17 protein-coding genes are annotated in these 23,625 nt (G+C 52.9%); 10 read left to right on the top strand and 7 right to left on the bottom strand.

What is annotated here, in order from left to right:
* The first annotated feature begins 363 nt into the window (after positions 1-363).
* From HDR50_RS04955 to traI, 8 genes are all read left to right on the top strand, one after another.
* Complete coding sequence (locus HDR50_RS04955) at positions 364-1,431, top strand: site-specific integrase (protein ID WP_291356483.1); 1,068 nt, start codon at positions 364-366, stop codon at positions 1,429-1,431.
* 487 nt (positions 1,432-1,918) lie between these two features.
* Positions 1,919-3,133 (top strand): type II toxin-antitoxin system HipA family toxin, encoded by a 1,215-nt coding sequence (locus HDR50_RS04950; RefSeq protein WP_291356481.1) that lies wholly within the window; start codon positions 1,919-1,921, stop codon positions 3,131-3,133.
* 301 nt (positions 3,134-3,434) lie between these two features.
* The gene (locus HDR50_RS04945; protein WP_291356479.1) at positions 3,435-4,364 is read left to right on the top strand and encodes a restriction endonuclease; all 930 of its coding nucleotides are present in this window, start codon (positions 3,435-3,437) and stop codon (positions 4,362-4,364) included.
* Between the two features lie 74 nt (positions 4,365-4,438).
* Positions 4,439-5,968 (top strand): hypothetical protein, encoded by a 1,530-nt coding sequence (locus HDR50_RS04940; protein ID WP_291356477.1) that lies wholly within the window; start codon positions 4,439-4,441, stop codon positions 5,966-5,968.
* Positions 5,969-6,082: 114 nt separating this feature from the next.
* Positions 6,083-6,331: a hypothetical protein gene (locus HDR50_RS04935; RefSeq protein WP_291356475.1), complete on the top strand. Its 249-nt coding sequence runs from the start codon at positions 6,083-6,085 to the stop codon at positions 6,329-6,331.
* A gap of 254 nt (positions 6,332-6,585) precedes the next feature.
* Complete coding sequence (locus tag HDR50_RS04930; RefSeq protein ID WP_291356473.1) at positions 6,586-7,500, top strand: hypothetical protein; 915 nt, start codon at positions 6,586-6,588, stop codon at positions 7,498-7,500.
* Positions 7,501-7,636: 136 nt separating this feature from the next.
* Positions 7,637-7,993 (top strand): hypothetical protein, encoded by a 357-nt coding sequence (locus HDR50_RS04925; RefSeq protein WP_291356471.1) that lies wholly within the window; start codon positions 7,637-7,639, stop codon positions 7,991-7,993.
* Positions 7,968-9,638 (top strand): TraI/MobA(P) family conjugative relaxase, encoded by a 1,671-nt coding sequence (gene traI / locus HDR50_RS04920; protein WP_291356469.1) that lies wholly within the window; start codon positions 7,968-7,970, stop codon positions 9,636-9,638. Before HDR50_RS04925 ends, traI begins: the two co-directional genes overlap by 26 nt.
* 52 nt (positions 9,639-9,690) lie before the next feature.
* Here the strand turns inward: traI and HDR50_RS04915 are convergent, their stop codons facing one another.
* Together HDR50_RS04915 and HDR50_RS04910 are read right to left on the bottom strand one after the other, a co-directional pair.
* Positions 9,691-11,490 (bottom strand): DUF262 domain-containing protein, encoded by a 1,800-nt coding sequence (locus HDR50_RS04915; RefSeq protein ID WP_291356467.1) that lies wholly within the window; start codon positions 11,488-11,490, stop codon positions 9,691-9,693.
* A gap of 705 nt (positions 11,491-12,195) precedes the next feature.
* A complete protein-coding gene (locus tag HDR50_RS04910; RefSeq protein ID WP_291356465.1) occupies positions 12,196-13,044 on the bottom strand; it encodes a hypothetical protein in 849 nt (282 codons plus the stop codon).
* A gap of 468 nt (positions 13,045-13,512) precedes the next feature.
* On the opposite strand from HDR50_RS04910, the gene HDR50_RS04905 reads away from it, so the two are divergent.
* A complete protein-coding gene (locus tag HDR50_RS04905) occupies positions 13,513-13,752 on the top strand; it encodes a transposase (protein ID WP_291356463.1) in 240 nt (79 codons plus the stop codon).
* A 1,496-nt stretch (positions 13,753-15,248) separates the two neighbouring features.
* Entirely contained in the window at positions 15,249-15,527 is a 279-nt protein-coding gene (locus tag HDR50_RS04900; protein ID WP_291356461.1) for a hypothetical protein, read from the top strand.
* 82 nt (positions 15,528-15,609) lie between these two features.
* Here HDR50_RS04900 and HDR50_RS04895 read toward each other — a convergent pair whose 3' ends face one another.
* From HDR50_RS04895 to HDR50_RS04875, 5 genes are all read right to left on the bottom strand, one after another.
* Positions 15,610-16,917 (bottom strand): GIY-YIG nuclease family protein, encoded by a 1,308-nt coding sequence (locus tag HDR50_RS04895; RefSeq protein ID WP_291356459.1) that lies wholly within the window; start codon positions 16,915-16,917, stop codon positions 15,610-15,612.
* Positions 16,914-18,152, bottom strand: a complete 1,239-nt coding sequence (locus tag HDR50_RS04890; protein WP_291356457.1) for a helicase-related protein — start codon at positions 18,150-18,152, stop codon at positions 16,914-16,916. Before HDR50_RS04890 ends, HDR50_RS04895 begins: the two co-directional genes overlap by 4 nt.
* Positions 18,041-18,967 carry a hypothetical protein gene (locus tag HDR50_RS04885; protein WP_291356455.1) on the bottom strand — a complete coding sequence of 309 codons (927 nt, stop codon included), beginning with the start codon at positions 18,965-18,967 and terminating at the stop codon, positions 18,041-18,043. The genes HDR50_RS04890 and HDR50_RS04885 overlap by 112 nt, the downstream gene beginning before the upstream one ends.
* Before the next feature lie 5 nt (positions 18,968-18,972).
* Positions 18,973-20,769, bottom strand: a complete 1,797-nt coding sequence (locus HDR50_RS04880; protein WP_291356453.1) for a P-loop NTPase fold protein — start codon at positions 20,767-20,769, stop codon at positions 18,973-18,975.
* Between the two features lie 100 nt (positions 20,770-20,869).
* The gene (locus HDR50_RS04875) at positions 20,870-23,551 is read right to left on the bottom strand and encodes a DNA methyltransferase (protein WP_291356451.1); all 2,682 of its coding nucleotides are present in this window, start codon (positions 23,549-23,551) and stop codon (positions 20,870-20,872) included.
* Positions 23,552-23,625 lie beyond the last annotated feature (74 nt).

Here is a 23,625-nt window from a genome sequence, read left to right as displayed (position 1 = left end):
CCGTAAGTGCCTGATTTTATTGGTTGCTGGGGGGGCAGGATTTGAATCTACGACCTTCGGGTTATGAGCACAGAGGGAGCCGTTATCGGTTCCCTTCTTTTTTNTACTAACTTACTACTAATAATTGATTTAAGTTGAGGTGNGTCTTACGGTCGTTTTCGNTNTTTTTCGGCCTTTTTCGGCTTGACGTGGTGGGAATATGGTGGGAATAGAGAGGGGCAAAATCGCCNNGGAGAGCTTGCCATGTCTAAACTTGAGCGCCANCAGACTGAAAAAATCGGCGTCTTTTTTGTCCTCGGNAAGCCGCGCGCCAANAGTCGGGANGANGTNCCNACAGGNAANCCGGACAAGATATTCTACATCATGTACCGGCTGGACGGGAAAAAGATCGAGGAAAAGGTGGGNCGCGAATCCGAGCGCATGACCGCCGCCAAGGCCGCGAAAATCCGGGANCAGCGCGTCAACGGCGTGAGCCTNCCCAATGCCGAGCGCCGCCGCATCCGCCGNGCNCAGGAAGCCGCCATCGCCGGGCGCTGGACCATCGCGCGNCTCTGGGAGGCGTACAAGGCCAACAAGCCGGGCCTCAAGGGCATCGTCACGGACGAGAACCGCTACAAGAACTATTTGCAGGANTTCGCNGGACGNACNCCGGAGGANATCGGNACNCATGACGTGGACGCCCTGCGCCTCAGGCTCGCCAAGGCGGGCNAGAAGGCNGGGACNGTGAAGAACGTGCTGGAGCTGCTNNGGCGCATCATCAATTTCGGNGTCAAAAAGGGACTGTGCCCGTGGCAGTCGCCCGCGCANCTCCATTTCGAGATGCCGCGCCTCAACAATGNCAAGACNGANATGCTCACCGCCGAGCANCGCGCCCGCTTCATCGAGGCNGCGCGNAACGCGAAAAACCGCAAGGCCGGGCAGTTCATGCTCATGGCCTATTATACGGGNATGCGGCGCGGCGAGCTCTTCCGCCTCAAGTGGGCGCACATCGACTTNGANCGCGGCTTCATCACCATCANGGGCGAGGAGCAGGANGGGGCCAAGAGCAGCCGGGACGAGCGCATCCCGCTCACCCAGCCGGTGCGCGAACTGCTGGCCGAAATCGGCGGCAACGACAGCGCCTATGTCTTCCCCGGCNGGGACGGCGTGAGCCGCATGACCGACATCAACAAGCAGGTCAACGCCATCAAGCGCGCNGCCGACNTGCCGGAGGACTTCCGGCCNCTGCACGGNCTCCGGCACACNTTCGCCAGCGTGGCCGTGTCCCACGGGGTGCCGCTCTCCCATGTGCAGAANCTNCTGACCCACAAGGACCCTTCGCTGACGCAGCGCTACGCNCANCTGGAGGACAGCGCCCTGAAAAATTCCGCCAGNCTGGTGGGGGANTTNCTGGAGGATGTGCCGGGNNTGGNGGNCGGAAGCGGAGGATAGGTTGNGGGCTTCTGGGCCNGGNGGGCNCCTGTTCCATAATTTTTCAANTNTNCNTGAGGGNATATGNNNGCNNCGTGTCTGTANCCGCANACNCNTGGNACNCCTCATCTTGACGCCANANNAAACTGGAAATAAANTGCCTGTTATTCNAAAATAACAAGTAAAATATTTCGAGTTTATCATGGCGAATCTCCANGTTTCNCGCTCCCTCAAAAAATTCGGCAGCGANNTCANNTCCGCGCGGCTCCGNCGNNGGCTCCCCATGTCCCTCGTGGCCGAGCGNGCCGGAATCTCCANCANNACGCTGGCCAGTCTTGAGAANGGCGAAANCGGCGTNAGCNTGGGNAACGTNGCGGCGGTCATCTACGCTCTCGGCATGGGCACGCCGTTNTCGGANNTGCTCGACCAGAANAACGATGCCTTCGGCCTGATGCTGGACGAGGAGCGTCTGCCCAAGCGAGCCCGTGTGCGGAAAATGGAGAGCTAGATGGGCGAGAAATATTCTGTCTATCTCCACCGCGAGAGGCCCCGGCTTGTGGGCACGCTCTGGCTGAACCAGAGCAAGGGCAGGCTTTCCTCCGCGTTTTCCTATGCGCCCGAGTGGCTTGAGGCCCCGCAGGCGTTCGCCCTGAGCCCGGACCTGCCGCTCGACCCGTATCCCAAGGCTTGCGAAGGGCTTTTCCGCTGTTTTCAGGATTGCTCGCCGGACCGCTGGGGCAAGGTGCTCCTGCGCAGACAGGAAAGCGCCCGGGCCGAGGCGGAAAAACGCAAGCCGCGCACCTTGCTGGACTCGGATTTTTTGCTCCGGGTCAACGATGTTACCCGGCAAGGGGCCATTCGCCTTTCAGCGGATGAGGGGAAGAGCTTTCTTGCGGAATCCGGGGCCGCTTCCGTGCCGCCCCTCATTTCTCTGCCCAAACTCCTGAGCGCGGCGCAGAATATCGACGCCCGGACGGAAACGGATGCCGACCTGAAGGTGCTTGTCGCCCCCGGCTCCTCGCTTGGCGGAGCACGGCCCAAGGCCTCTGTGCTCGGGAAGAACGGCGAGCTGCTTATCGCCAAGTTCCCCAGCCGCAACGATGACCGCGACATCCCCCTCTGGGAATATGTGACTTTCAAGCTGGCGCGCCGGGCGGGCATCCGCACCCCGGAAGTCCAGCTCCAAAAGGTGGCCGGGAAGAACGTCCTGCTTGTGCAACGGTTTGACCGTCAGGGAGCGGACCGGATACCGTTCATCTCGGCCATGAGCCTGCTTGAGGCCAGGGACGGCGACCACATGAGTTATGTGGATATGGCCTCGGTGCTTCAGGCGGAAGGTTCGGCCCCCGTGCAAGACCTGCATGAACTCTGGTCGCGCATGGTCTTCAATATGTGCGTGTACAATGTGGACGACCACCTGAGGAATCATGGCTTCCTGCGGGAGCCGCTGGGCTGGCGGCTCTCGCCCGTTTACGACCTTGAAACTTCCCATCCCACGGAAAAGGCGGCGTATCTGCATACGGCGATTATAGAGGACAGAAGCGCCTTCAGCCTGGACGATGCGCTGGAAGCTGCCGAGTTTTTCCGCTTCCGCAAGAGCGAGGCGCAGAACCGCCTTACTGAAATCCGCGAGGCCGTCTCCCATTGGCGGCACGAAGCCACCCACGTCAAAGCGGCTCCCTCCGAAATTCGGCTTATGCGCGATGCGTTTGAGTATTTGTAGTGCTGCTCATTCGCAGATTAAATAGGGGGATGAGGCGACAGGTTTGAACATGTCAGGATTTCCGACAGGTTGACCGTCATGGACGGCAAAGAGCGAGGAAAAGAGCGGTTCCGTATTTGAACAGCGTCCCAGGTCGACAAGGCCATGTCCCGTAAACCACACGTTTCCGCGCCAATCCCCTTGTCAGGGTTCGCGCTATTTGCCATGCTGTTCGCATGAGCTATATTGGCATCCGTGTGGCATGGGCATTTCCTCCCCCTACATGCAAGCCCAAAATGAATCATGAGGAGGTGCGTCACTTATGGCGATTCCCGACTTTCAAAGCTTCATGCTGCCAGTCCTTCGCTTGGCGGCAACCCAGCCGGTGAATACAGCAGAAGCGGTTGCTCACATTACTGCTGAATTTGGTCTTTCCGATGAAGACAGGCGGGAAATGTTGCCAAGTGGGCGGCAGACGCGGCTTGCCAACAGAGTAGTATGGTCTTTTACCTATCTTGCCAAAGCAGGGCTCCTACAGCGGGAGTCTCGGGGGGTATACACCATTACAGAAGCCGGGCGCAAAGCTCTTGCTGAGAACCCGAAACGCATAGACAAAAATTTTTTAAAAGCTCGATCAGAAAGCTTTCGTCAGTTCAGTGGCGGAAGCACATCTCATGCTGAAGATGAAAACGCCGAGGGAACTCCACACCTTACCGAAGGGGAGGAGGGCACGCCAGAAGAACGAATAGAAGCGGCGTTTAAGGATCACAATGATGCTTTGCAATCTGACATTAAAGAACGAGTCCAAACCCTGAGTGATGGCCAATTTGAACAGCTGATTGTCAAGCTGATGCTTGGACTTGGCTATGGGGCAAGTGGCTCCGGCAAAAGGACAGGCGGGTCAGGTGATGGTGCCATAGACGGCGTCATCACCGAGGACGTGCTCGGCCTGGACAAGATCTATCTTCAGGCAAAAAGATACAGCCCTGATTCGGGCATAGGCCCGGATAAAATCCGCGAGTTCGCTGGTGCCATGGATGCGCATGGCATTGTTAAAGGGGTATTTGTAACCACAAGCCGATATACCAAGGCAGCACGTGAATATGCAGAACGGAGCCATAAGCACTTGCGACTGATAGATGGCGATGAACTGGCAAAGATTATGGTACAGCATGGTATCGGCGTCAGAAGGTATAGGAAGCTTGAACTAAAACATATTGACTCTGATTTTTTTGATGATATGGCGGAATAAAAGGATAGGATATGGTGCGGATGTGGCACTGATAAATCTGCAGGGTGTGGCATGCGCGTTCACCAGACTGCGTCATGAGTACCAAGCGCGAAACTGTATTTCAGGAGCATTGGCGGCGATTCTTTCTGCTGCCACAGGTGGACGACTCGGCGGTGCGCCAAGTCTCCGGGGCCATGTACTGGAACGACCAGCTGCTCTGGAGCCTGGGCGTCATCCCGTGGAGATCGTGGCGGCTGCCTTTTCAGAAAAGTGTTCTCCTTCTCTTGCATGAGGCGCTGCCCGGAGACGCGCCTCGACTCTATACAGCCATCAACGCGGCGCTGGCCACCGCGCAAGGGGATTTTCTCTCGCCGCCAACCGAGCTGGGCAAGCAAAACCTTGCCCAGCGTGTAAGCGAGTTGTGCAAGGGGGAATCCGCCGCGCATCTCCTCCGGCAAATTCAGGCTGTCACGCCCCGGCAAGCCTTTTTCGGGAACCCTGTTCTTGAAACCCTGTTGCAACGCGTCTCCAGCAGGTATCGAAGCAGGCTCCGCCAGCGGGAAAGCGCCTATTACGGCTGCCTTTTCCATTTTCGCGTTCTGAATGTGTTTCTGGAGCGCCTTGCGCCGCTCCTCGCCGGGGAGAATCAGGCGATCCGTAACTGCGTGGCCCTGATTTGCTGGCAGGCGCTCTTTGACGCCGAGCCGGAGCCGGTGCAGCTTTTCCCGGAAAAGCGCCTTATGGCCGACCAGAGCCACCTCTCCGGCGAAATCTACAATTTCTGGAGCTGGCAATATACCTACAGAAACCCGGAATACCGAAAGCTGCGGGCCGTGCTTGAGCCTATCCTCCAAGGTTCAGATGCCGTTTCCATTATGCCCCGCCTGCCGGTCTCCAATCTCAAGGAATACCAGACCATCACCGGGCGCGCCGAAGCAGGGGCCGGACTGGCCCAGGAACTGTTTGCCACCTGCAATCAGGCCATCGACGCCCTGGTGGAAAAATTTGGCTATTATCCGGCGTGGCCCATTGTGGACTACACTTCGGATTTCATCGTGGGCCGGATGCTTTCGGGCCAGTTCCGCTATTGGGAGCGGGAAAGCCCGCCGCCCTTAATCGACCGCGATGCGCTGTTCCGGCTTTGCCCTCGCGATGCGGCGCGGTGTACTCTGGAGGCGCGCAAGGTGCAGGAGGTTAGGGACGGCCACGGTGAGTCCCCGATTTGCTCCGCCGAGTGCGTTGCCGCCGTCCAGCAGGAGGAGCAGCGCCTCTACCGGGCCGCGCTCAACGAGGAGCGGGGCAGGATTCGCGCCGAGCCCTTGCACCGGATGCTCGGCTTGTGGCTCTGGGATCATTGCCAGGAATACGGCGTCACTCCGGCCGAGGCCATGCGCGCCCTGGAGGAACGCCACTTCCCGGAGAGCAATTCCCACTGGCAGCCGACGAAAACGGGCACGGGCAAGAATCTCGACTGGTATGACTTTCGGGAGCTCACGACCGCCCGCACCACCCTCTATGCCGACTATCAGGACGCCTGCCGCTGCATCGAGGCCGCAAAATTCCTGCCCCGGCTGCGTGGCGTAAAGAAAGAACGTAACCCTGTGAAATCAAAAGCTGAAAACTGAAAGTAGCAGATAAGAAAACGTCCTTTTTCGCGCTGATTCGTTCTTTTTCGTATCTGGGATAGGAAAAAATACGGGCCTTCCGCATGCTGTGAGCCACAAAAGGAGGTTCGCAGCATGACACATCACAACTCCGGCCTTAAGAAATCGGCTCCGCTCGCACAGCTCTCCGACGATCCCTACCACATCCTGCTCAACGAAAAGCAGGCGGCGGCCTATCTCGGCCTCACCGACCGCACTCTCCAGCAGCGGCGCTACCTCTCGCAGCCGCCCGTCTATATTAAGCTGCCCGGCAGTAACGCCGTCCGCTACCGCCTCTCCGACCTCATGGCTTTTGTGGCCGCCGGGGAAGTTCCCCTCCCGTAGATGGAGCGGAGACAGCCATGAACCCCAGCATGAATTCGCCCGTGTATCCCGGCGCGCTGCTGTGGAGCCAGGCGTGCGGCCCGGCGCGGAGTCGCCCGTGCAGCCGGGCGTGTATGCAGACCGGCGCGGATGCGGGCGTACAGCCGTCCACGGAGAGGCCCGCGAAGACGGTCTTGCGAAAAGCCCGCTGTCCGCTCGGTTTTTCCGAGATGCAAATCGCCATCCTGAGCCTGCTCAAGGCGCAGCCGCCGCTCATGGCCTACTGGCAGATCGCCGAGGCCGTCACGCGCCTGTACGGCATTGGCGCCACAGAGGGCGCGGTGCGCGGCGCGCTGGAGCGGCTGGACAAGCGGGGCTTCCTTGTCCGCAGCCGCGCTGCCACTGGCAGGGCGCAGGGTAACCGCTATGCGTTTTCGGCGGATCCGTGCCCGCACATATCCCCCCCGAGCTTTCCAGAGCCGAGCGCGCAGTCGGGCATGGAGACGCCCACGAAGGCGCCCACGCCCACCGGGGAAAATCCCGCGCCTTCTCTTCTTAAAGAAAAGACAGACAGAAGAAATCTTTCTGTCTTTTCCGGGGAGCATGATCCGCCCTCGGCCAGTCAGCGTCTGGAATCCTTAAGCGAGGAAGACATCGCGTTCCATTGGCCCAACCTGGCGAAAATCGGTTTCGGCACCTGCCAGGTTCGCCAGATTCTTGGGCGCCTTTTTCAGGTCGGCTTGGGGGCTGAAAATCTGGCGCAAGGTCTCACCCATGCCGAGTGGGAACTGGAGCAGGGAGCCATGCGCGATAAAAATGGCGAGCCGGTTTCGCACCCGCTTAATTGGGTGTTCAGTTCGCTGGCGCGGACAGGATATTACCGCAGACCGCAGGGCTATATCTCGCCCAAGGAACAGGCGGAAAGGGACGCCGCCACCGAGGGGGAACGGCTGAGAATCGCGCGCGAGGAACGCAAAAATTCCGCGTTCGAGGCGTGGCGTTTCGGCCTTTCGCCGGAGGAGAAACGAGCCATTGTCGCGCCGGAGAGCCGCACCTTTCCCATGCCGGAAGACACAGCCCTCCGCCAGCATTTTCTCCGCGAAATCTGGCCGCTTCTTCTGAAAAACGGAGCGCACTTTTCTGAGGAATTTTTTCCGCAAACGCGGGGAACATGCGAGGCAAAAAGCTGAGTTCCAAGTCCCCCGGTATTTTCTGGCAGGATGGGAGCCGTAATACGTCTCCATCCTGCCAGAGGGAAATCCCTCTGGACTCCCGGGCCGCTCGGCGCTGCGCTTCTCACGTCCAAAAGGCAAAAAAGAGTGAACCATGAACCACCGAAACACACGACCGCGCTATGCGGAAAACCAGTTGCTGACCCTCCCCGTCACGCCGGAAGAAAAAACGCGATTGCGGGAAAAAGCGGAGGTCATCGGCGTGTCGCTTTCCGAATATGCTCGATCAAAAATTTTTGGCGGCAGGCCGATTATCCCGCGCACGGACGAGTGGACCATCCGCGAGCTGCGGCGCATGGGCGGCCTGCTGAAACATCATTTTCTGACTCTGCGGGAAGCGAAAGTCAGTGAGGAATTTTTGCTGCTCCACGAAAAACTTTTGCACACCATCACGAAAAAAATCGACGCCATCGGAGCGGCCAATCATGATCGTGAAGAAGATCAAATCTAAAAAATGTTCCAAGTCAAAAGCGCGCCAAATCGCCGACCTGGTGGACTACATCCGGCAGCCGAAAGGAGGGCGCGGTGCTGAAAAAGTGGAGCACTCGGGCAGCCGCAATTTTCTCGCTTCGCGGCATGAAGGCCAGCGTCTGGAAATGATCGCCCTGGCGACGGAGAGCGTCCATTCGCGGATGCCCGTTTCGCACTATGTCTTTTCCTGGAGGGCTGACGAGCAGCCCACGGCTGCGCAGGTGGACGAGCTCGTAGACATCTTTCTCAAGGAGCTGGGCCTTGAGGGCTGCCAGACCGTGTACGGGCTGCATTGGAACACGGACAATTATCATGTGCATATCGCCGTCAACCGTATGCACCCGGTCTCCATGAAGGTTATTGACCCCAATAACGGCTTTGACATCGAGGCCGCGCACAAGGTTCTGGCGCTGGTGGAGCACCGGCAGGGCTGGACGCCCGAAGCCCACGCCCGTTACGCGGTGGATGAGCGCGGTAAGGTCGTGGCGCGTCCGCGCAGGCGCGGGCATAGACTCACGCAGGCTGCCAGGGATGTTGAGTGCGCCACAGGGGAAAAGTCGGCCCAGCGGGTGGCGCACGAACGCGGGCACAAAATCCTCGCCACGGCGGAAACCTGGGCGGAGCTCCACGCCAGGCTCGCGGAGGTGGGACTGCGTTTTGAGCGCAAGGGCTCCGGGGCCATCATTTTCGTGGGTGACGTGGCAGTCAAGGCGTCTTCGGTGGACAAGGCGTTCAGCCTTGGTAAATTGCAGAAAAGGCTGGGGGAATTCGTGGTGGGAGATTATGGGGAGATGGTGTCCGCGCCACAGCCGGAGCCGGTGAGCCCCATCAACCAAAAGCTCTGGCGGAAATATCAGGAGGACTGTGCGGCCCTGGCGGCAAGCGACAAGCCTGAGGAGCCTGCCGAACTTGATGCCGCGCTTGCACGGAAGAAAAAGGAGCAACGCCAGGAGCAGTCAACCTTGCATGAACGCTTTCAGGGCTACCCGCGCTATATCCTGAACATCGCCAGGCATTTTCTCAAACGCCAGCAGCGGAAGGGACTGCGCCAGCTGCGGCGAGAGCTCCCTAAGAGAAAACCGCCGCGTCGCCAGCGCTTTGAGGACTGGCTGCGCGAACACGGTTTTGTCTATCAGGCGCATCGTTGGCGCTACCGAAAGGCGCTTGAGGCGCTCCCCCCGGAATTTCGCGGAAGGCCCACCGTGCCGCCACAGCCGACTTGGGATCCGCGCGCCGCATACACGGCTTATGGCCGCGCCATCCTCCAGGCTTCCCCGAATGTGACACCGGAGCGCTTCAATGCTTCCATTGCCTACCAAATGCGCAAAGTCGGTTTTCCTCCAAAAGTGGTGGAGGAGACGCTTTTCCAGTGCGCGCCCCAAGCCTGGAAAAATCCCCCGGACAGGGACTGGCGACGCTACGCCCGTCGCATGATGGCTTATGCTTTCGGCATTGAAGGGGATACATCCGTTGCGCGCGAGCTGGCAGTCAAAGCCGGTAAGTTATCGAAACCAGTACTGGCAGAGACACAGCCCCGTGCCAATGAAGGCGATCAGACGACCGATTCCAAGGCTGGGGAGGAGCGCGATACCCAACGGCCCGCTCACCGGACAAGGATGAGGTGAAATGAGCCTCTGCAAAGTGTCTCTACCACTCGCACTGAACATGATTCCAAGTTTACACTAGGGATGCGCCAAAGGCTCTAATAGTCTCTTCAGAATCTCGTCCACTGACCTTTTTGCCCATGGCATTTTCAATCAAATCAAGTAATGCTATGGCTCGGTCAATGATGAATTTACCAAAATCATCCGTCTGGAGGTTCGCGGGATTGATGAGATGTGAGCGAAGATGCTCATCTAGGGCCACGGAATTGACATGATGTGTGGTTACAATTCTTTCCAAATAGTTAGAGGGAGCCTTGCCCCCAAGAATGCGATTTGTCCGTGCTGAAAGTGGAGTTTTATTTATCACACTGTTCCAGAGGATCGGGGATAGATTATTGTGCTTGCAGTAATTTGCAGGAAAAATATGATGGATGTCAATTTTTTCATCGAAATAGTTAGTTTGTTGGATTGAGTCCCCACTTATGAAGTCTTTGCATCCTATATTCATGGTCAAGTCCATCACGCCTTTGTATGCCGCGCTGTTGCGCGTCTGGAGCGATAATAGGCGAACTGGAGCAAAATTCGCATCGCGGACGGTCACCGGCTCATCGCCAGCCTCCAACCACTCCATAAAATTCTGAATATCTTGGGCGTAGCGGGTTTCATTGGCGCTTCCGTAAAGTTCTCCAAATACGCCGCACCAATACCAGCGGCTGATTTTTTGTTTAACTTCATGGTCTTCAAACCTATCTCCCAGACAAGCGCAAATCGCAGCCAAAGGAATAAGCTGTGTCTGATAGGGGAGGTTCCACATATCGAAAATTCTTTGAGAATGGAGAAATTTTGCTGTTTTCCGTAAGCCCTCCATCAAATCATCGGCACATGCTTTGTATTCGGTCAATTCAAGGTTGAGGACGTCCTTACGCTTGCAGCTCACTGCAGTGTCCTGTTCCAAATGCCTCCTGTATGAAGCTAGAAGCGCGATAGCGGTGAGGTAGGCCGTTTCGTCTACCCCCTCCAGCACCGGGTCTATCTCACGCAGGAGGACTTTGCGCTCTTCCCAATCTTGCCGTAAACGAAAATCCTCTGCCGCAAAGGTTGCTGTTAATAACTCAAATACAGTTAGCGATACACCTCCAGTGTTCACATTTTCAAAAACCTGGCAGACCGCTTCCTTGGGCGTTTCTTTAAGTAACTTTATCACAGGGATTTTATATTTTTGAAAGGGGATGATAACATCAGAAGAGAATTTAAATAAGAATTTAATCTTCTCGGTATCAAAATTGAAATGTTCCTGATACCCCATTTGCCACTGACTGGTAAGGTCGGTATCAAATATTATGTTGAGCGGGAACATCCCGGATGCGAATTCTTTCTTCCTCTCCGTAAGGTCTAGATTTACTATCCTCCCAAAATCGCTTGTAATTTTTTTATTTTTCGGTACTGAAATTACGGAGTCAAAGCGGTCAGAACCATTCAGGCACGTTTCCATGTCGAGATAATAGAAGCGTTCCATTGGGTTTTTACGCTCGTCACGAGTGGGGACGGCTTCTTTATGCTTAAGTGCAAGGAATAAGGACGTCATGCGCTGCTGGCCATCGAGCATCAATATATCAGGCTGAGACTTGGACGGGGTCGCGCCCTCAAAAGGGCGAGGAGAAAAGCGAACTCCGTCTCCCCCTGTTTCCATGCTCATCAGGGCACCGACAGGATACCCTTGGGATATACTTGCAATGAGCCCACGGATGCGGCCATCGTCCCACACCCAGCCCCGCTGAAAATCTGGCAACTGGATGGTACCGTCTTGGATCATGCGCAAAAGGTCGCTCAGGAGAGGTTCCTCGGTGCCAAAGGTATTGCTGATTGACGGCATGCTTTCTCCGGGGCTGGCCTTTATTCGCTATAAGGTGATCTTGCTTCCTAGCCTTACTTTTTAAGTCCGGCTATGTCTAGTAGGTTCCAAGTAGAATGGGTAGACTAGAATGCTTAGAAGGGATTACGCATCGTTTATGTCGTCGTACTCTTCTTAATAATCGCCTCTAATGAATGGCTAGGATAAACGGCAAGAGGCAACGAAAGATTATATATTAAATCCATCAAGCTAGATATTAATGTGTTACAGATTTTTGTTTACTTCTCATTATTAAGGGGCATATTTTTAAAGCTAAGAAGAATTGCATTAATTGTATCATAAATGATGTATAATAAATTTGAAATGCATACTATTTGAATGATTAAAGATGTACTTTTTATATTTAATACCGGATGACTAGGATTATTAAGATAACATGATTTTGAGTATTGGAAAATTGCACCCATAATAATTAGCGCAAGGCAGATTATGGATTCAATTAAACTCTTTCGAATACTCGATACTGTATTTGTGAAATCATGCTTTTCCCTCCATGATAGGAGAGAGAGTTGGCTGATGAGAATTCCCACAGATGCTGCATGAATTGTAAAAATTCCTCCACCTAATAGTAACGCGTCCTTCGAGAATGATTCTTTAAGATATGTGCTATCTGTAATGTTACTTAGTAATATGATAACAATAGCAATAATAAACATTATTGTATATTTACCTATCTGAGCCATTGTATACTTCCCCTACAATTTTTTCTAATAGGTTACTATAATTTCGTGGAATATCTATTTCAGGAATTTCAACTTGTAACTGAAAATCATTAGATCGAAAATCAATTTTTGTTCCACGCAATTTAATTTTTGATTCGCCGCCGCCTCTGGATGTATAGTCAGCTAATCCTGCTATATCTCTATTGTCTCGATCAATATTTAAGTGGCTATCCATATTTGCTTGAATTTTGTACTTAGTTGATACAGCATTTGTCGCCTTTGCAATCCTTTTAAAGTCATCACTTAAATTTTTTGAAATCGAGGACATGTTTGGGGTAATTATTTCAAAATACACATAAGCAATTTCATTCTTATGATTCTCCACAAATTTCCAAAAAGAACTTTCACGATAAATGGAAGAGTATTTAACGTAAAGGTTCATATATTTTATCTTTGCATTAATTCTATCTATTAATACTTTTATAATTTGTTCTGTAGAGCTATATTCAATAGTATTTTGTACAGCAATTATTTGGATATCATTTGCATTATCAATGAGAATATATGCAGGTGGAAATGATGGGATGATATCCTTCACATGATCTTTCCTATAATATTTTACATTTTTCTCCCTTGAAATAACCAGTAGGAATTTACTAAGTGTATTCTCTTCTATTGTTATCCTATAGTTAATTTTAGAGGTACTTGAAGATTCAGGGTTAATTTTCATCAATGATTCTGCAAAAAGCCTATTTTTGTTGGCTATCACATCTTCCAGAGAAAATCGAAGATCATATTGTTTGCTAATAGGAAGGATCTGGTACCTATAGAGCTTAAAGACTATGCTACCCATACTTCCTCCGCATATGCCATGAAATTGAATGATTTTTTTAATAATGTCGTAAATTTTTATTAGGTGCAAGTAGAAATTGATCATTTCCTCAAAATTTGATCTATTGAAATTCTTATCATCTTTGCATAGGCACTTTGGGAAAAAGACTATTTTTGGCGAAGTGTACACCATCCAATTCCAACGACGCCATTTACGGTTGGACTCAACAGTTTGCAACATGTCCCTTTTGGCTCGAAGCTCGTACCCCAATTACGGCTTCGATAGGGCTCCTCGCTAGATGATGTCGACTGCGTAGTCGATGACTTCTTCTATCCAGAAGGCTTTCTAGCCACATAACTTCTCTCGTCTGGGATGTGTCCTCTGCCCCCCCCAAAAAAAATGCTGTTCCATCGGAAAATTAGTGTCCCTGCGCGCGAGCAACACTATGAAACGGAGTCGAGTTAGCGGAGAGAAGATCATCGGGATCTTGTGAGGGCCGATGCCGGTATACGCTTCGTGGACATATGCTTTAAGCACGGTATTTCGGATGCCACTTTCTACAAGTGGCTGTCGAAGAATGGTGGCATGGATGTTTCGGATGCCATGCGCCTACGCCAGCCTGAGGAGGAGAACGCCAAGCTGAGGGAGATGGTGGCAGAGCACGCGCTGAACATTTCCATCCGCAAGGATGTCCTGTCAAAAACTTCTGAAGCCCGCGTCGTGCCGTGAGGCCATGCGCTATATCCCGACGACATACAGGGCCGCCCCGCGGCGGTCTCGTGTGGCACTTGGTGCCAGTCGGAGCACTGTGCGGCGTCCCCCACCACTGGACCGGGATGCGGACCTGCCCCGCGCCTACGGGGATTGGTAGAGGATGGGCGACATTTTGGCGTTCTGCGGCTGCATATCTTGTTGCAGCGTGGGGGCTCGTTGTGAACCACAAGCGGACAGAACGCCTGTACCGCTAGGAGGGTCTAGCCTTGCGCTTGCGTCCCATGAAGAAGTGTCCCTGTGTCCTGCGGTCGCACAACCAACGCCATCGATCCTTGCAAGCAATGAGGAATGGATTTTGTCAGGGACAGCCTTGAGTCAGGTCAGCGTATCCATATCCTGGCCATCCTTGCTCTTTGGGATCGGTCAAGGCAGCTCTGGAAGTGGATGTATCACTTTTGTGCCAACGGGTAGTGCAGGTGTTGGAGCGCCTCCGCCTGCAAAGACGCCTCTCACGCGGACTTCCTACAGACAATGGCTAGGAGTCCATAGGCAACGCCTTGAATGCATTGGCGCAAAAATACAGGACCTGGGACACAGCCCACCCGGGAAACCGACAGATAACGGTTTCGTGGAGAGTTTCAAAGGGAAGCCCCGGGATGAATGACTGAACCAGAATATCTTCGTGTCTCTGGCAGAAGCTCTGCAGCTCATCGAGGAGTTGCGCCAGGATTATAACCGTGATCCCCCCATAAACTGGCCCATTGAAACGTTAGTATCCCTGGCATAGGAGAGGCTAGGAATGCAGGGGTGGCGTTTCAGCGGTGATAAGTTCGTAGGGAACTTGAGCTAGGCTGAAGCCAAGGGTATGGGCGGTAGACTTGTGCTTACTGGAAAGTATCTCTGGCAGTTCTTGCCTTTGGTAGATAGTAGCACTCTCCTCGAAGTGGCGGAGGATCGTCCATTTTCCGACTGCCGCATTATGTAGGGACTGGAACGCTCATGCGATGCGCCTGCGTACTGTCTCGACACGGATAATGGCGGATTTACATGACCCATAAATGGATGAGCACACACGCTTAGTGTACAAGTGGAGTACAGGCAGCACAGGAAACCGAGATTATGACTGGTGGAAATTTTCAAAGGTTGACTCAGGGTTGACTGCCGAAACTTGATTTTTTTGTGATCTTGGCCGAAACCCAGCGTATCCTTGATAGCGATGACCCTCTCCGTAGAGCTTCGGGCGGCTTTCGCCAACACTCAATCCATATCGGGGGCACTACCATCTAATTGATAGCATAGATGATAGATAAAATTAATAAAATTGATAGTTTAATCATCTCGAGTGGGTAATCCTTTCAATAAAGTGGACACGTTAAAATTATATAGGTTTTCTTGCTATTTTTTAGCAAAAAATTTATGTTCCCTCAGTAGGAAGTACAGCGTCTTATCGTGGCTAAATATGTTAAGGTAGCAATTCCAAATGGTTCCTCACAATACTAAGGAGGGAAGAAATGGTAAAAGTAAAAAATTTGAAAGGCACCAGTGATAATCCTCCCCCGGCTGGATGTTCTTCATGGAGAGAGTTTTGGGAAGAAAAGCAGGTGTGGCCATTTGAGACATGTTCCTGCAAGGGATGCACGAGAGATGCGGAACATGGTGCACATGTACAAAAAGCTGACTCGACAGATAGGAAGTGGTATATAGTTCCGCTTTGCGCCAAGTGCAATATAGGAAAAAAAGACACGGAATTCGAAGTAGATGAAGATGATTTGGTGGCAGTTGACTCATAAATATATTAGCTTGCCATAGTCCCCAACGATTTTGTAGGAGACTATGGCAAGATAATATGGATGGAATAAATAGTTTTTGCGCCTATTGTCCTTCTATAGAATCAGAATTAGATAGAAATATATTTTTTACAACTATTTTCCCAGTTGTATTATCGATCCGATACTTGGTGATGCTCCCATCCACAATGCGCTGGCACACTTCCAGCGCCGTCTGCCAATCGACTGTAAACCATTCTTCGGGGTGGTACGGCTTACCCTTCTGGTCAATGAGCTTCAGGTTGAGCCGTTGCTTGTGCAAGAAGGAATGGACAAGATTCTCAAATTTCTGCGGGTTGAGATTGTAGCAGGCGATGGAGGCGCGAAGCTTGACAGGGGCCTCCAGATAGGTCGGGTCGTTGGCGGCGTTCTTGATGCGCTCGCGCACATCCTGCGCGGAGTAGCCGATCTTCACCAGCAGCCCGGCGTTTTTCCATTTGGCAAGTGCCGGGGCGTCAGTCTCCGAGGTGAGAATGTAAATATAGCCGGTGGGTTGGTCCTTGCCGGTGATGGTGACGGAAGTTTTGGAAAAGAGGTTCAGCCCGAAGTCCACATACTTACCGTGCGGGTCTTTATACAAGGCGCGGATGAAGGACCGCTTGAGCAGATCGGTTTCCGTGCCGTTTTCAAAAATCACGCGCAAGCGGGGGTTATCGCGCTCGGCTTGGGAGGTGTCCTCCTTAAGAATGCTGTCTATATAGCAGAGCATCCCCCGCAGGATGAACACGTTGCCTACCACCACGGTCTCCTCACTTGAGAAGCGGGGCTGCATGACCGCCTGGGTTTTCAGTACCTTTTGGAAATCGTGGAACAGCTTTTCGTAGCGGTAGAAATCCTCGCAGGGTTTGCGGCTGGCGATTTCGTCCGGCGTCTCCTTCACTTTGTGCGCCGGGACGTGGGAGAGCTGAAAGATGGAGGTGTCCACGCTGCCAAGGAGGTCAAGGTCGTCATCCTGAAAAATTTCATCCAGTGAAGTGGGACTAGGCTTTGCCTGGGCTTCCTGGCTCTCCGCCTGCTCCACAGCCTGCAGCCCCGCCGTCGCACCTGCTTCTCCCTCCCCCAACAGTCCGACCGAGTCGTACTCCCGAACCTTGGCGCGCAATTCAGGCCGTGTGCGATAGGCGTTCAACCGCACCGCCAGTAGTTTTTCCTCCGGCACAGTCGCGCAGGGCTCGTGGCCATGCGCGGCCACAAAATCCACCAGCTCCAGAAAATTGCTGATTACCGGCTCGCTGGCAGTGCGCGGTTTTGCCTGCTTGGCTTCCACGCCGTCCAGCAGATGCAGCTCGTCCGCCTCGGCGAGAATATCCCCAAGCGTTGCCGCCCGGTTGTGTGCCCTTGCGCGCAGTTTCATTGGTCCTTCCCTGCGGCGGCTTCCTGAAGTTTCCGCGCCTTCTGGTCACGGATGAAGGCCAGCGCCTCGGCCAGCCGCCGCTCGTAGGCATCCTCCGCCAGCAGGGACGGCGGGACGCCATGCTCTTTCTTGAATTCCTTGATATTCTCCCAAAGCAGGACGGCCTCTTCCTCTGTCATGGCGCTGTTTCGCGCCGTGACATGGTCCTGAATGGTCTTGAGCATGGGCGCGTCCACGGCCTTGGAGAGGATTTCAAACGCACCCTGAAAGGGATTGATGCGGTCGATGAGGTCAATATCCAGTTGGTCCACATGGAGCAGCCGGTTGCCGATGCGCAAAAATTCCTGCACGGCGCGCGGCGACGCGCCCCCAGCATCGCTTGCGCCCGTATCGCCCTCACCATCGGGGACGCCCACCACTTCCAGCCCCGGCGGCAAAGAGTCCGCCGGAATCAGGCCTCCGCTTGCCTGCACCGCAAGCCGCGTCTTGGCCAGGTCGTTGAGCAACGCCACCTCTTCTGGCTGCAAGTCAGGGAAGGTCTCGGCGATGATCTTGGGCATCTCCACTTCCGTCACCAGCTTGGCCTGCTCCTGGCTCACCAGCGCCGGGCCGATGACCTCGGGCTTTGTGATGAGCGTGGTCAATATCTGCTCCACGCCGCCGGACTCCAGGATTTCCTTCACGCGCGGCGAAATCGGCGCGTCGCCGTCCTCCACGATGATGTCGCCCGGCTGGGCCACGTCCCGGTCCATCATGGTGGAGCGCGGTCGGAAGGTGATGTTTGGAGCCAGCACCTCGCGCATCAAAAGCGACAGGGTGATGGCCTTGAGCAGGTTGTTGACCGAGGTCTTCACGTCCTCGTCCGCCGCGTCCGGCTGGGCGATGAGGTTGGTGAACTGGGCGTGGCTCTTGCCCTCGCAGTCGCGGGTGGCGCGCCCGATGATCTGCACCACTTCGGTGAGCGAGCTGCGGTAGCCGACGGTCAGCACATGCTCGCACCACGGCCAGTCAAAGCCCTCCTTGGCCATGCCCAGGGCGATGATGATGTCCACGTCGTCGCGCGAGCCGCCCGCGCTGATCTTGCGCAGATAGGAGAGCACGTTGACGCGGCTGGCGTCGTCGCTCACAAGGTCGGCCACCTTGAGCCGCCTGCCGTCAGTGGTGCGGACGGTGAAGATGCCGGTTTCGGGGTCGCGGCTCTCCACCTTGCCAATGAGGTCGAGTATCCTGTCCACCTCGTCATACTTGTGGCCGGAGGATTCGCGCGAATTGACTTGGGGATGTGGATGATGGTCTTCTTGTGGGTGTCCAGCACCTCTTTCAGGGCGTCGAAATAGCGCCCCTGATAGAAATGGTAACCGAGCCCCAGCGACTTGAGATGCCGGTAGCCGTTGAGCTGCTCATAATAGGTGTAGGTGACCGGCGTGAAGCGCGCCTCGGCCTCGGGCGTGAGGATGGGCACCTGGTCGCCGCGAAAGTAGGAGCCGGTCATAGCGATGACATGCGCCGTGCTGTGAGTCATGATATCGTCCAGCATAGCGCCGAGCTTGTTGCCCTCCTCGGCGGAGGTGTGGTGGAACTCGTCAATGGCGATGAGCGTGCGGTCAAGCTGGCGCACATCGGAAAGACGCCCCCAGGCGAAGCGCAGGGTAGCGTGGGTGCAAAGCAGGTAATGCGCGCTGTCGTCCGTCAGGAACTGGAGCAAGGTGTCCACCTTGCCCTCGTTGCCCGGCGTGCAGAGATTGTATTCCGGCTTGATGTGCCAGTCCGCAAAGAAGCCGTGCTTGCTAAGCTTGGTATCGCTGAACGAGCCGCCGATGGACATTTCCGGCACGGCGATGATGGCCTTGTCGAGCCCCTGATGGTGGACCTTGTCCAGCGCCAGGAACATGAGCGCCCGCGACTTGCCGGAAGCGGGCGGAGCCTTGAGCAGCAGGTATTGCGCGTTGCGCCTGGCATAGGCGCGCGCCTGCATCTCGCGCATACCGAGGGCGTCGGGAGCAGAGCTCTTGCCGGTCTGGGCATAGGTGACATGGAGAAGTTCAGGCATAGGAGTCATCCTTTGAGTTGCTTTTCAAGAAGTTGTTCAGGATATTGAGGTGGAAGGATTTTTTCCGATTCAACAATCAATGTATCTAATGTGTATCGAGCCAGTGGTGACATGGAGTTTAAGTTGTCTTTAAGTGCATTGCAAAATTCCTTATACCATAGAATGTTATGATGTAATTTATTATTAGTATGTGTTATGTTAAAATAAATTATTTCCATTATCTTGCGAAGTTTTGATACATGCACTTTAGTTACTCTTTGTGCAAAGTCTCTTGCGTTAAGGTCCGTAAAGCTTGCTGGGTTGGCACGCTTACAAGAAAAACGTGCAATAAACTTATCAGGATTGTCTGGGAGTAGCTGGCTTGATTTCTTAATGAAAGTATTCATTTTTTTTGTGTGAAGTTCAGTTATCCGGTGACATACAGCGTGGTAGATTGCTCGGAATGAATCTGTCTTGCCTGATAAAAATAAAAGTTCCGCTTCAAATTCATTTAATTTGAACGGTTTGCTGAAAAACTTAACTTCTTCTAAATATTCATTAGCTAAAGCCTTAATATTCTCAGATTGCCTTCCGTCGAGACCAATCTGATTAAACTTAAGCATGATATCAAATGCATGAAGAATTACACTGGGATCAGTATACTTATGATTTTTTATATCCTCTTGAAGCTGACTGTATAGATCTTTCATTTCGGATTCATCAATGTCCAGACTCTGAAATTTGTGGTATATTATCAATGGAATCTCAGAATCCTTGGAATATCCTAGATTTACATAGGAATCCATAAGTGCTACTTCATCTATTATACCATTATAAAAAAATTTTTCTATAAATTTACTGTATTCACTAGATAATTGTGCATACCACCATTCATCATCTTTAGTGACTGCATCAGGTCTTGAATAATGTTCTGGTCTTTCATAATATATATAAATTTTATTCTTATTATTGCGATAATCTTCTATGTTTTTAAGAGATTTGTTATTTTCTATAGAAAAAATAAAAAGCACATGTAAAAATTCATTTATAAAAGAATAATTTGTTTGCATATCCTCGGTCATATATTTATAGCACATAGAAAATTCATAAATAATTTTTTTTATACTTCTAAGGTTATCAGTTTTAGAGGCCATAAAATCCTTTATTAATGTTCTCTTATTTTGTTGAAATATTTTTCTTATATTAGGGTCGGGAATTAATTCTATTTGATAATTATAAACTGTTTCTGCATCCGGAATAACGGCAATGGTACTTCCGACAACCTTTTCTTTAAAACGGGAAAACTTCTCTTTCTCTTGGTCAGGGATTTGTTCTTGATCGCATAACAAAATAACTTTTATCCCTACTTGATCCAGCTTATCACTCACATAACCTAGCACTAGGTCTAGAGGAATGCGGGATCGCTCAAGGTCATCCAGCACAAGTACAAGATTTTTTGGAATCTTGCACAAATCTCTCAGAAACTCCCAAAGTTTATCTATATTGTCTCTATTAATTGCAGGGGTGCATTTTTCGATAATATCCCCTGCAAGTCTACTCAATAATTGTGATTTTGCTAGAATTTTGTTTGTCTGGGATAGTATTTGACTGTCAATTTCTTTTAGCTGCTCGATTCCAAAGAGGCTCACATAGCAAAAAGGTTGGTTGCCAATATCTTTTTTATCAATATATTTACGAATAAACCATGTTTTACCACTTCCCCATTTCCCTTGTAGTTGAACTGCAAATCGAGGCTTATTCTGCTGAAGGTATGCATCAAGTGTGTCCGCAACCATCTGATTTTTTCCAAAATTTGCTACCATGGTTTGCTCCTTTGGAGAAAAGAAAAATTTTTTTAAAAAATTTTTGAGCTTTTTTATCTTATTTTTTCTTCACCAAGTCCTCATAGAGCTTAAACAGGAGTTACAGCCGCTCCTCGTCATTGGCAAAGGGCTTCTTGCGGTACAGGGCGTCCACGGCCATGTCGAGGGCGTGGTGGGCTTGGCGCAAGGTCGCGGGCATTTTGTCCGGGTCGTACATTTCCGCCAGGGTCAGCTCCGGGTGCGCCTCCCGCGCGGCAAGTACCTCTTCGGCAAGGTGTTCGATTTCCTGCTTCTGGGCAGCCGAAACCGTTGGCCACGGGAAGGTATTATAGCACAGGTCGCGGGAGTACCGATAGCGCATTTCCAGCCGCCCGCAGACCGTGCGCATCCATGCCATGTGCATGGCGGAGGTGAGAATGGCAAAGTGGTAATGGGTGGCATTGGGGATGATTTGGACGGCATCGCTAGCAATCACATCTGAATGGAAAAATCCCATGGGGACATAAGTCCGGCGCTCTGAGCTGACTCGCGGAACGAGTAAAAAGTCGCATCCCTTCGGCTGTGTGATTTGCCGAAAAAGCTCCGGGTGCTGAGAGGCAAATTCCCGGGTTATGCTGGCTTTGCTTTGCAATAAAAATTGCTTTCGTTTCTCCACCCTCTCTTTAACAAGAGGCAGCTCCAGGATATTCTCCGGGGCACCCTCCAGCCACAGGCACCAGCGGTTCTCACCATGGAGAAATTCCCGCGCGCCCAAAAGTTTCCGAAAATAGGGGGCAGCCTGTATCTCTTTCTGAATGAATTCGTCTTTCTCTGCATCGCTGAAGATAAAAAAGCCACCATCGGTAGGTTTGTTGCCATAGACCATGGGGATGGGCGCGGAAAGGGATTTAATGGCAGCCTCCACAACCAGTAGCTTCCCTTCTGTGAGATAGGGAGTTATGGCAGAAAGTATTACCTCGGTAGGGGTACCTAAAATATTTGGATAAGAAAAAATCTTCTTTTCTGGACGTTCAATAAGTGAAAATCCTATGATAATGCAATAGACAGCAGCATTATTGCGCGCCTCATTCCTCCATGCGAAGGTTCTATGCGCGAAATTGATAATGCAGCCGTTATTGATAAGATAGGTCCAAAGAACGCTTACCTGTTCGCCTTGGCATGTTGAGTTGGTGGAAACAAAAGCCACCTCGATATTTGTGCCCTGAATAAAATCAATGGCCAGTTTGTACCAGGCAGTTACGTAATCAAGGACTCCCGCAGAGCGAACATTGTGAAACACATCGGCAACTTCTTGTTTTTGCTCCCTTGACATTTGGTATGCGCCAGAGAATGGGGGATTCCCCAAAATGTAGTTCAGCTTCTCCGGCTTGACCACCTCTTCCCACGGGGTCGTCAAGGCATTCGCGCACACGATATTCGCTGCGTGCTTGAGCGGAATGGTGGGAACCACCAGCCCGAAGGTCTGGCCCAGTTTCACGTTCATGACGTGTTCCATGAGCCAGAGGGAGACGCGGGCCACATCCACGGGAAATTCCTCAAGCTCGATGCCGTAAAACTGCTCGATGGTCACGCCAGAGAGCAGATCCACATTCAACCACTGGAAATCGGTGTCGCCGATGAGCTCTTCGCGCATGGCCAGCAGGACGCGCAGCTCCAGATCCCGCAATTCCCGGTAGGCGACGATAAGGAAATTGCCGCAGCCGCAGGCCGGGTCAAGAAAGGTCAGCGAGCCCAGCTTTTTCTTGAAGTCCTTCAGGGCCTTGGCTTTGTCCTTCTTTAGGGCGAGGATAGCCTGAAATTCCTCCTCAAGGGCGTCGAGGAAGAGCGGACGCACCACCTTGAGGATGTTTTTCTCGCTGGTGTAGTGCGCGCCCAAGGAGCGCCGGGCGTCCTGATCCATGACGGCCTGGAACATGGAGCCGAAAATCACCGGCGAGATTTCGCTCCACTTCATGTTGCCGCAGTCGATGAGCAGGCGGCGCGTCCTCCGGTCAAAGTTGGGGATGCGCACCTTCTCGCGGAAGAGTTCGCCATTGACATAGGGGAAGGCTTGAAAGCTGGCGGGGAGGTGCTTGCGCTCCGGCGCGTCCGGGGGAAGGTCGAGCACCTTGAACAGGGTTTGAAAAAAGTCCGCCACATCCGAGCCGTCCTCCCTGGTGAGGGAATGCACGGCATCCGTCATCTGCTGCTCTTTGGGGAAGATGCCCGTATCTTCCGCGAAAAAGCAGAACAGCAGCCGGGTGAGGAACACGTTGAGCGCGTGGAGCTCGCTTTTTTGGTAGTCGTTGATTTTGCGGATGCCGTCGTAGAGTCGCCCCATTTTTTCGCAGGCCTTGGTGTCCGCCGGGTGCTCGGCATAGGCCACGGGCTTTTCATAGAGGCCGGTCAGGGGCAGGAAGAACTCGTAATTCTGGGGCAGCTCGGCAAAATCAAAGGTGACGGTGTCGTCCACCTTGCGGTCATGGGCCATGACGGTAGCGAAGTCCGTCACCATGACAAAGCGAATCTTATGCGCGGCGAGCAGGGGTTGCGCGAGGATTTCGGCCAGGGCGTCAGGCAGGGGCTGCCCCTCGGGCACAGCGCGAAAATACAGCTTTTGCGGCATGCCGAGGTCGCCTTCCAGTTTGGCGACATTGCGCTGGCCGTCGCCGAGGCGCAGGCGCTTGAGCGTGGCAGGGGAGGTGCCGAAGGCTTTCAGGAATTCCCAGATGAAATCCTGCTGCGGCCCCTTGAGGGTGCTTTCCAAGGCCTTGACGATTTTGCCCTGATTGAGCGTTGCCATGTCACTTCCCCCTTCCGGTGTGCAGCGACAGACAGATTGAAAATTAAAAGAAGCGGAATATAACGGAACTTAGA

The organism is Desulfovibrio sp., from assembly GCF_014803725.1.
Lineage (GTDB): Bacteria > Desulfobacterota > Desulfovibrionia > Desulfovibrionales > Desulfovibrionaceae > Desulfovibrio.
This window is presented reverse-complemented; position numbering and strand designations above follow the sequence as displayed.

Excerpts from the sequence above, each read along its gene's own strand:
- HDR50_RS04935 (WP_291356475.1), top strand. The coding sequence starts at position 6,083 with ATGACACATCACAACTCCGGCCTTAAGAAATCGGCTCCGCTCGCACAG.
- HDR50_RS04925 (WP_291356471.1), top strand. The coding sequence starts at position 7,637 with ATGAACCACCGAAACACACGACCGCGCTATGCGGAAAACCAGTTGCTG.
- HDR50_RS04910 (WP_291356465.1), bottom strand. The coding sequence starts at position 13,044 with ATGGGTAGCATAGTCTTTAAGCTCTATAGGTACCAGATCCTTCCTATT.
- HDR50_RS04945 (WP_291356479.1), top strand. The coding sequence starts at position 3,435 with ATGGCGATTCCCGACTTTCAAAGCTTCATGCTGCCAGTCCTTCGCTTG.
- traI (WP_291356469.1), top strand. The coding sequence starts at position 7,968 with ATGATCGTGAAGAAGATCAAATCTAAAAAATGTTCCAAGTCAAAAGCG.
- HDR50_RS04950 (WP_291356481.1), top strand. The coding sequence starts at position 1,919 with ATGGGCGAGAAATATTCTGTCTATCTCCACCGCGAGAGGCCCCGGCTT.
- HDR50_RS04880 (WP_291356453.1), bottom strand. The coding sequence starts at position 20,769 with ATGGTAGCAAATTTTGGAAAAAATCAGATGGTTGCGGACACACTTGAT.
- HDR50_RS04915 (WP_291356467.1), bottom strand. The coding sequence starts at position 11,490 with ATGCCGTCAATCAGCAATACCTTTGGCACCGAGGAACCTCTCCTGAGC.
- HDR50_RS04885 (WP_291356455.1), bottom strand. The coding sequence starts at position 18,967 with ATGCCTGAACTTCTCCATGTCACCTATGCCCAGACCGGCAAGAGCTCT.
- HDR50_RS04900 (WP_291356461.1), top strand. The coding sequence starts at position 15,249 with ATGGTAAAAGTAAAAAATTTGAAAGGCACCAGTGATAATCCTCCCCCG.
- HDR50_RS04875 (WP_291356451.1), bottom strand. The coding sequence starts at position 23,551 with ATGGCAACGCTCAATCAGGGCAAAATCGTCAAGGCCTTGGAAAGCACC.
- HDR50_RS04895 (WP_291356459.1), bottom strand. The coding sequence starts at position 16,917 with ATGAAACTGCGCGCAAGGGCACACAACCGGGCGGCAACGCTTGGGGAT.
- HDR50_RS04940 (WP_291356477.1), top strand. The coding sequence starts at position 4,439 with ATGAGTACCAAGCGCGAAACTGTATTTCAGGAGCATTGGCGGCGATTC.
- HDR50_RS04930 (WP_291356473.1), top strand. The coding sequence starts at position 6,586 with ATGGCCTACTGGCAGATCGCCGAGGCCGTCACGCGCCTGTACGGCATT.